Genomic DNA, 6,383 nt, shown 5'->3' with positions numbered 1-6,383 from the left:
CCCCTCTCGCAATAGGTTGTTTTTTTATGTGCGCCGGGAGTTTCTGCGGGGGTGTCGGTGTACAACCGCCCCGGTGGCCGCCCTGCCGCGGGCGCCCTTTTCGTTATCCGAAACAAGGCGTCCCCAGTGCGCCGCGCAACGAATGTGCACCGGCGAACGCTGCACTTCTTGTGGCTTGAATCACTTTCCAGCAACATAGAAGCATTCGATTGCGATTTGATACACGTAGAACATGTACGCAGGTGGAAACGTCCGTTTTATGTGGATTTCCCGCCTGAATGCCCAATAAGGGGGCTGGTCGAGATTGCTAATCATTTGCCGACCGGCCGTCCGGATGAAAGGTCGAGTGGAATGCGAAGTCCGCGCTGGAAAGGCAGGGCCGGTAGCTCAGCAGCCTCGGGTTCTCGGTTGCGCAAGTGGGCTGTCGGAGTGACGGTCGCCCTGCTCATGCCACTGGGGATCACCATTGCGGGCAGCGGCGCGACAGCATCGGCGGCCTTCAATCCCGCCGCGTTCGATTTCTGGGTCGACTCCGGCATGGGTCCGATCAAGACCAGGGTCCTGCGCGCCGCGGACGGCAACACCAACCGCGTCGTCTACGCGCTCGACGGCATGCGGGCCCGCGAGGACCTGAACGGCTGGGAGATCGAAACCAACGTCGCCGAGATGCTGGCGAGCCAGAACATCAACGTGGTTATGCCGGTCGGCGGTCAGTCGAGCTGGTATGCCGACTGGAACGCGCCGAGCGAATTCTTCGGTGTTCCCGCGGGCGTCGGTTCGTCCTCCGGCTCGGGCGCCCTGAATGTGCTCGCCGGCGGCCCCGGCAAAAGCTACCGGTACCAGTGGGAGAGCTTCCTGACCAACAACCTGCGCTGGGCGCTGCGGGACCGGCTCGGCTTCAACCCGAACCGCAACGGTGTCTTCGGCCTGTCGACCGGTGGCAGCGCGGCACTGACGCTGGCCGCCTATCATCCGGATCAGTTCAGCTTCGCCGGCTCGTTCTCGGGCTACCTGAACAACTCCGCGCCCGGCATGCGTGAAGCCATCCGGGCCGGCATGGTCGACGCGGGCGGCTACAACGTGGACTCGATGGCGCCGCCGTGGGGCCCGCAGTGGCTGCGGATGGACCCGTTCGTCTTCGCGCCGCGACTGATCGGCAATGGGACCCGCCTGTGGATCGCCGCGGGCAGCGGCAGGCCGGGCGCAACCGACGCGCCGACCTTCAACACCGTCACCGGCATGGGGCTGGAGAGCTTGGCGTTGGTCAACACTCGAGCCTTCCAAGTGCGAATGGCCTCGCTCGGCGCATCCGATGTCGTCTATTCCTTCCCGGAGTTCGGCATCCATGCCTGGAACAACTGGCAGGACGAGGTCTACCGGATGACTGCCGACCTGTCGGCGAACATCGGCTGACATTTCACTACGACCGACCGCCCGGCACCCCTTCGGTGCCGGGCGGTTCGTGTGTCTTCGCCTGAAATATCGCCTAGGTGCACACTGTTGGCTGGTTGGTTGCTGTCGGAGAAATTTCGGTGCCGTGTGACGCCTCGCGACGCTGACCGTACGTTGCACCGGCAAATCTCTGGTTTTTCATCACGATCCGGTCTCACAGCGCGTTTTCGCGGGGATCAGCCTCGAAGTACTGCCTATAGAAGAGCTGTAGTGCCACGACCTGCCTGGTGCGGAGAGTCGTGGGTGTCGAGCGTCGATCCTCATGCACGACAGTTGCGGTCAACGGTGATCGCACGGGCGAAAGGTCGAATCGAATGCGATCAGGCGTAGTACGCGAAAATGTTGCCGATGAGCGCGGACGCATGCTCGAAGCCGAGGGGCGCGGTGGTCGCCGTCGGTGGCTGCGCCGGTCCGTCGCCGGCGTGGCCTTCGTGCTCGCCCTGCCGTTCGGAATCGCGGTCACCGACCTCGCCACACCAGCTGTGGCGAGCTTCAACCCGGACGGTCACGATTTCTGGGTCGACTCCAGCATGGGCCCGATCAAGACCAGGATCTTCCGGGCCCTCGACGGCAACACCAGCCGCGTGGTCTACGCCCTCGACGGCCTGCGGGCCCGCAACGACCTCAGCGGCTGGGAAATCGACACCGACATCTCCCGGGTGCTTCCGCAGTGGAATATCAACGTTGTGATGCCGATCGGCGGGATGTCCAGCTTCTATTCGGACTGGATCGCGCCGAGCAACACCAATGGCCAGCAGCGCATCTACGCATGGGAAACGTTCCTGACCGAGAATCTGCGCTGGGCGATGCGCGATCGGCTCGGCTTCAATCCGAACGGCAACGGCGTATTCGGTTTGTCCATGGGCGGCAGCGCCGCGCTCGCGCTCGCCGCCTATCACCCGGATCAATTCCGGTACGCGGGCTCGTATTCGGGCTACCTGAATATCTCCGCACCCGGCATGAAGGAGGGCTTGCGGCTGGCCCTGCTCGATGCGGGCGGATACAACATCGACTCCATGTGGGGGCCGCCGTGGGATCCGCGCTGGCTGCGCAACGACCCGTTCATGTTCGCGCCGTTGTTGCGCGCGAACGGAACTCGGCTCTGGATTTCCTCCGGCAACGGCCAGAACGGCCCGCGTGACGTAGTCAACAACGCACTCGACGCCTACAACCTCAGCAATGCAATGGCGCTGGAGACGATCGCGCTCGCCAATACGCGGGCCTTCCAGCTGCGTCTGGACTCACTCGGCCCGACGAATGTGCACTTCGACTACACGCCGACCGGTGTGCACAGTTGGCACTACTGGGCCGACCAGGTGTACAACATGCTGCCTGATCTCAGCGCCAATCTGGGGTGAATTCCCGATCGGGGACGACATCTCCGAGCGAACGCGATAGGGTCACCGCACGATCACAGGTTGTGCATGGGCGGATTTCGGCCACGCGGTTGCCTCGGCCTTGCTTAGGCTTCCGGCGTCGAATATCGTCCAGCGAGCGCAAGTGTGACCAGATCGTTGTAGCGCCGTCTTTTTGTGTCGGAATGTCGGGGTCCGATGCACTTGTGACGCGCGTCTCGTTCGAAGCACGGGTGCTGCCCGGCCCTCATGGGCTACGGGCGGTACCACAACAGCAGAAAGAGAGCAGGATTCATGCGTTTCGGCAGGGCGGCCGGCCCGAACAGAAGCACGGGACGGCGAGTCACCCCTCGCGGTTGGCGTCATCGAATTCTGGCTGTCGGTGCCGCAGCACTGGCGCTACCGATTGCCGCCGGAGTGGCGGCCCCGACCGTTGCCATGGCGGCCCCGGCGCACAGCCCTGTGCTGCGCGTCCCCGCGGGTGGCTTCGAGGATCTGATGGTCCCCTCGGTCATGGGCCCGATCAAGGTTCAGGTGCAGTGGGCGGCGCGCGGCGGCAACGCGGCGCTGTATCTGCTCGACGGCCTGCGCGCCCGTGACGATCGCAACGCGTGGTCGTTCGAGACGAACGCGCTGCAGCAGTTCGGCAACGACAACATCTCCCTGATCATGCCGGTCGGCGGCCAGTCGAGCTTCTACACCGACTGGTACGCGCCGAGTAACACCAACGGCCAGAAGACCACCTACAAGTGGGAGACGTTCCTGACCAAGGAGCTCCCGGCCTTCCTCGAGGGCTACGGCGTCTCCCGCACCAACAACGCGGTCGCCGGCCTGTCGATGGGTGGCAGCGCCGCACTGGCCCTGGCCGCCTACCACCGCGATCAGTTCAAGTACGCCGCGTCCTACTCCGGCTACTTGAACCTGTCCGCGCCGGGCATGCGTGAGGCGGTCCGCATCGCGATGCTGGACGCGGGCCGTTTCAACGTGGACTCGATGGCGGCGCCGTGGAGCCCGGCGTGGCTGCGCCAGGACCCCTCCGTCTTCGCACCGCAGCTCCGGGGTCTGCCGATGTACATCTCGGCGGCCAGCGGTCTGCCGGGTCAGTTCGACAAGCCGAACTCGGCGGTCGGCGCGTTCAACACCGGCAACGCGATGGCGCTCGAAGCTCTTTCGCTGGTGAACACCCGCGCCTTCCAGGCACGCCTCGCTTCGCTGAAGATCCCGGCTCAGTTCGACTTCCCCGCCCAGGGCACCCACTCCTGGAAGTACTGGGAGGGTGAGCTTTTCAAGTCCCGCAACGGCATCCTGGATGCCACCGGCGGCTGGTGATCTAGCCCTTTAGACGTCGAACGGCGCCGTCTGCTTCCCCGAACGGGGAGCGGCGGCGCTGTTCGCGTTTTGGGCGACAGCGGACGGCATGGCGCCGTGACAACTGATTTCGTCAGCGGACGGGTAACTGGTCGGGCACGTCCAGACTGTCTCGCACGCCACGCAGGACCTGTATGCGCACTTCGCGGCACTTACCTGTCCAGCCTGCATACACAGGAGGCGGATTAGCTCGCTACCCGCGCGTCCTACCAGGATGACCGCCCTTCCAGGGGTAGAAAGCACTTGTGGCAGGGATCAGGCGCGGCAGATGGGGTAGACGCGGACGCGGCGACGCCCGCCGGGCTCGTGGGCGGCTCGCGCTGCTGGTCACCACGATGGCGCTGCCGCTGGCCGCCGGGCTTTCGCCACTGACCACGCCCGCGGCCGCGCAGCCGGAGCCCGCCGCCACCGCACCAGCCGGCGCGACGGTGCAGAAAGCGGTGTGGTTCACCGACCGCCGGGTCGCCCTGTGGATCAATTCGCCATCGATGGGCGCACCCGTCCAGGTGCAGCTGTTGCTGGCCAGGGACTGGAACACCCACCCGGACGCCAGGTTTCCGGTGCTGTTCATGCTCGATGGGCTGCGCGCCACCGACGACGAGAGCGGCTGGACCAAGGAGGCGGGCGCCGCCGACTTCTTCGCCGACAAGAACGTCACTGTTGTGCTGCCGGTCGGCGGTCAGTCGAGCTTCTACTCCGACTGGCTGCAGCCGAACAACGGCCACAACTACAAGTGGGAAACCTTCCTGACCAAGGAACTTCCGCCGTTGCTCGAGAGCCAGTGGCGGGCAACGGATGTTCGTGGCATGGAGGGCCTTTCGATGGGCGGCACGGCCGCGATGTTCCTGGCCGCGCGCAACCCGAACTTCGTCAAGTACGCCGCGTCGTACTCCGGCTTCCTCACCACGACCACCCTCGGTATGCCGCAGGCGATCCAGTTCGCCATGCGCGACGCGGGCGGGTTCGACTCCACGGCGATGTGGGGTCCGCCGACGAGCCCGGAGTGGGAGGGCCACGACCCGTACGCGCTGGCGGACAAGCTGAAGGGGATCAGCCTGTACATATCCAGCGGTAGCGGTGCGGTCGGGCCGTTCGACCAAGCCGCCGTCATTCCAGGGGTGAGCGCCAACTTCACGGGCATGGGTCTGGAGATTCTGTCGCGGCTCACCTCGCAGAACTTCGTGACCAAGCTCGGCAATCTGACCATCCCGGCCCAGGTGAATTACCGCCCCTCCGGCACCCACACGTGGCCGTACTGGGATTTCGAGATGCGGCAGTCCTGGCCGCAGGCCGCCGCCGCGCTCGGCCTCGACCCGGGCAAGGCGTCCTGCCAGGCAGGCGGCTCGATCGCCGCTGTGGCCACCGCCAACGGCTGGCTCGGCGACTGCGTCACCGCCGAATATCAGGTGAACGGGGGTGTGGCCCAGGACTTCCGGTCCGGCCGGGTGTTCTACTCGCCCGCGACCGGCGCGCATCCTGTCGGCGGCATGATCGGCGGCGGCTACCAGGCCGCGCTCGGTGCGGTCGGATTGCCGACCGACGACGAGCGCCCGCTGCCCGACGGCCGCGGCCGGTTCCAGGCCTTCCAGAACGGCTTGCTCTACTGGACACCACAGACCGGCGCGCAGGTGGTGCGCGGCGCGATCCTCGACGAGTGGGGCAGGCAGGGCTTCGAGCGCGGACCCGCGGGCTATCCGATCGCGCCGGAGGTCAAGACGCCGAGCCGGGACGGCGCGGTGCAGGCCTTCGAGAACGGGCCCTTCTACTACAGCCGGAAGACCGGCGTCCATCGGCTGCAGGGGCCGATCATGGGCAAGTACGTCGAGCTGGGATACGAGAACAGCTGGCTGGGTTTCCCCGCGGCCGAAGAGGTGCCGCTGAAGGACTTGGGCCGCTTCAGCGGGTTCGAGGGCGGCAACATCTATTGGAGCCCGCTATCAGGAGCGTGGGCGGTTCGATCGGGTCCGATCATGGACGCCTGGAGAGACCTCGGTTACGAGAACGGCAAGCTCGGGTATCCGATCAGCGACGAGTTCACAGTTCCCGGCGGCTTCCAGCAGAATTTCCAGGCCGGTTTCATCGTGGTACGCGACGGCAAACCCGAAGTTCACGGGCTGTGATTTTTGGCAGCGCCTGCGGCGCTGCGTGTTCGCGGCCCCCTTGGTCTCGCTTCCGAGCGGCCGAGACTTGCGCCTTCGGCGCGTGCGC

General features: G+C 65.7%; 4 protein-coding genes. All 4 read left to right on the top strand.

All coding sequences use genetic code 11. The features are described from left to right. The first annotated feature begins 351 nt into the window (after positions 1 to 351). The 4 genes from ACFU4Z_RS12625 to ACFU4Z_RS12610 all read left to right on the top strand — a co-directional run bounded on the left by ACFU4Z_RS12625 (position 352) and on the right by ACFU4Z_RS12610 (position 6,295). Positions 352 to 1,413 carry an alpha/beta hydrolase gene (locus ACFU4Z_RS12625; RefSeq protein ID WP_379062128.1) on the top strand — a complete coding sequence of 354 codons (1,062 nt, stop codon included), beginning with the start codon at positions 352 to 354 and terminating at the stop codon, positions 1,411 to 1,413. Positions 1,414 to 1,814: 401 nt separating this feature from the next. Then, positions 1,815 to 2,810 (top strand): alpha/beta hydrolase, encoded by a 996-nt coding sequence (locus ACFU4Z_RS12620; protein ID WP_379062543.1) that lies wholly within the window; start codon positions 1,815 to 1,817, stop codon positions 2,808 to 2,810. 291 nt (positions 2,811 to 3,101) lie between these two features. Next, positions 3,102 to 4,136 carry an alpha/beta hydrolase gene (locus tag ACFU4Z_RS12615; RefSeq protein ID WP_379062125.1) on the top strand — a complete coding sequence of 345 codons (1,035 nt, stop codon included), beginning with the start codon at positions 3,102 to 3,104 and terminating at the stop codon, positions 4,134 to 4,136. A gap of 374 nt (positions 4,137 to 4,510) precedes the next feature. After that, entirely contained in the window at positions 4,511 to 6,295 is a 1,785-nt protein-coding gene (locus ACFU4Z_RS12610; RefSeq protein ID WP_379062541.1) for an alpha/beta hydrolase-fold protein, read from the top strand. The last annotated feature ends 88 nt before the right edge of the window (positions 6,296 to 6,383 follow it).

It is taken from the genome of Nocardia sp. NPDC057440 (assembly GCF_042802915.1).
In the GTDB taxonomy this organism is placed as follows: Bacteria; Actinomycetota; Actinomycetes; order Mycobacteriales; family Mycobacteriaceae; genus Nocardia.
The sequence above is the reverse complement of the archived record's forward strand: the minus strand, read 5'-3'. Positions and strand labels throughout refer to the sequence as shown.

Bases quoted from the DNA above. Each gene is read 5' to 3' on its own strand.
- ACFU4Z_RS12620 (WP_379062543.1), top strand. From the start codon at position 1,815: ATGCTCGAAGCCGAGGGGCGCGGTGGTCGCCGTCGGTGGCTGCGCCGG.
- ACFU4Z_RS12610 (WP_379062541.1), top strand. From the start codon at position 4,511: ATGGCGCTGCCGCTGGCCGCCGGGCTTTCGCCACTGACCACGCCCGCG.
- ACFU4Z_RS12615 (WP_379062125.1), top strand. From the start codon at position 3,102: ATGCGTTTCGGCAGGGCGGCCGGCCCGAACAGAAGCACGGGACGGCGA.
- ACFU4Z_RS12625 (WP_379062128.1), top strand. From the start codon at position 352: ATGCGAAGTCCGCGCTGGAAAGGCAGGGCCGGTAGCTCAGCAGCCTCG.